This is a genomic window from Paraburkholderia sp. Ac-20336 (genome assembly GCF_017105025.1).
Lineage (GTDB): Bacteria > Pseudomonadota > Gammaproteobacteria > Burkholderiales > Burkholderiaceae > Paraburkholderia.
In genome coordinates this window covers 1-1,967 of sequence record NZ_JAAGPS010000279.1, presented here as the reverse complement: position 1 = coordinate 1,967, position 1,967 = coordinate 1, and the positions used below count along the sequence as shown (strand labels likewise).

Below are 1,967 nucleotides of genomic sequence, written 5' to 3'. Positions count from 1 at the left end.
TGGCGCGGGCCCCCTCCGTCCTCCCGCGCGCCGTCCGCCAGCCCACGGCCGCTTCGTCGTTCTCCACTCGCTCCGACAGCGCGTCGTTGTTCCGTCGCCACACGTCCTGCCTCACCACGCCGCGCCCCGCACCATTGCGCGCGCGCCGCAAACCTCGCAGGCCCGCCCTCGCCGTGTGGTGCATGACGCCACATCTCCCGCGCCACCAGCCGGCCGCCCGCGTGAGCGCCTCGCGGTCCTTGTGCGGGAGGGCGGGGCGGAAAGTAGTCAGCGGCGTCGGCGCCGGGAGCGCGTTGCCAGTGCGCGAGCGAGGCGTCGCGGGCGAGCGGGAAATCGACGTAGCGCTGCGCGTGTTCGAGGATCGCGTCGGCGGAGTGCGTGGCGAGCAGGTCGCGCATGCGGGTGGCGTTGGTGTCGGCGAGATCGAGGAACGTGTGCAGCAGCGCGCGTACCAGCGCCAGCACATGCGATGGCGCAACGGCGGCGAGGGGGCCGGTGCCGGTGAGGCCGCGGTAAGGGTCCGCTCCCGCACCAGGACCAGGGTCCGTGCCGTCTACCGGGCATCCCGCGAGCCCGAACACGAAGCGCACGCCGCCTTCATCCGCCGACGCCGCGAGCCACACATCGTGCGGATGATCGACCCGCGCGAGCCGTTCGCCGCCGTCGAGCAGCAGGGCGAATTTCGGCGACAACGCCGCGAAGCGCGCCTCGCTTTGCAGCAGCGCGAGCAATTCGGCGCACAACGGTCTCGTATCGATCAACGCAGACGGATCGCGGCCGGCGGTGGGGCTGGTCATCACGTTGCGGATGTCGTCGGCGAAACCGAGAGCGGTGGTGTCCGGAGGAGCGTTTGCGCCGTTCGCGTCGAGCGGGGAAGAGCAAGAGCCAGCGGCCGAACCGGAAGCAGGAGCAAAAGCAGGATCAAAAGCGCACAGAGAACCCGCCCCCGGCCCCAACCCCGCTTCGATCAACTCTCCGCTCAACGCCGCCTCATGCCGCTCGTGCACGCCGCGCAGCTGCAGATTCGCGCGATTGGTCAACTCGATCACGCCGTTCGCGTGCCGCGTGCTCGCCTCGGCGATCGCGCGCGCCTGCGCGGCGCCGAGTTCGCCGCCCGGCAGCTTGATCCGGCAGAGGCCGCCGTCGCGCGCGGCGACGATGCGCAGCAGCCCCGGACACGCCGAGGGCCGCGACATCGGAAGCGCGTGGGGCAAAACGGTTGAGGGCGAAGCTCGATTCAAGACGGACACCGGGAATAGCGTCGCGCAACGGCCCGAGCAGGCCGCGTCGCGGACCTTGCTGCGGCATCGGTACACCCCGCCCGATGTTGGCTGGCACGAACAGTTGCGCCGGCAGGTCTCCTGGCTCGCAGGTCATGGTCCGCCGCGGCCTTCCCGGTCGAACCAGTGGCGCGTGGCGCAGGCGGACTCGCTGCATACAGTTGCGGGGGCAGCCACATCGTTACTGTGTTCCCTCTTGGGCCCCGAAGGGCGCCGGCGGCTGTATTATGCCTTTTTTCGAACCGCGCAACGAGGCTGGGCGCTTTGACTGGCGCGCCTCGGCGCGCTTTCGAAGGCTTCGCCGGCCGCGCTGCCGGACGTCTTTCGTAGGCGTTTCGGGCATGCTTTGAGCCTGTTTTTGAGCCTGTTCCAAGCGCCTTTTCAACCGCTTTTCCAACGACAAACGATGAGGATGGATGCATGCCGGCATGGCTGACCGTGGTGGGCATTGGCGACGACGGCTTCGCCGGATTGGGACGGCCCGCGCGGCGTGCTTTGCTTGGCGCCTCGGTGGTGTATGGCGGCGAGCGGCATCTCGCGATGCTGCCGGCGCGGCTTGCCGCGCGCCGCACCGCATGGCCGCGTCCGTTCGATCTCGCGCCGCTGCTCGCCGAGCGTCCGCACGCGGTGTGCGTGCTGGCGAGCGGCGACCCGATGCTGTTCGGCGTCGGCGCGACGATCGGGCGG

General features: G+C 70.2%; 2 pseudogenes and 1 riboswitch. Of the pseudogenes, one reads left to right on the top strand and one right to left on the bottom strand.

The annotated features are described in order from the left end of the window. Positions 1 to 1,196 (bottom strand): annotated as a pseudogene (locus GXB81_RS31010) (hypothetical protein); the annotation flags it as partial. A 137-nt stretch (positions 1,197 to 1,333) separates the two neighbouring features. Then, a riboswitch (cobalamin riboswitch) is annotated at positions 1,334 to 1,513 on the bottom strand. A gap of 187 nt (positions 1,514 to 1,700) precedes the next feature. Here GXB81_RS31010 and GXB81_RS31005 point away from each other — a divergent pair. Then, positions 1,701 to 1,967, top strand: a pseudogene (locus GXB81_RS31005) (bifunctional cobalt-precorrin-7 (C(5))-methyltransferase/cobalt-precorrin-6B (C(15))-methyltransferase); the annotation flags it as partial.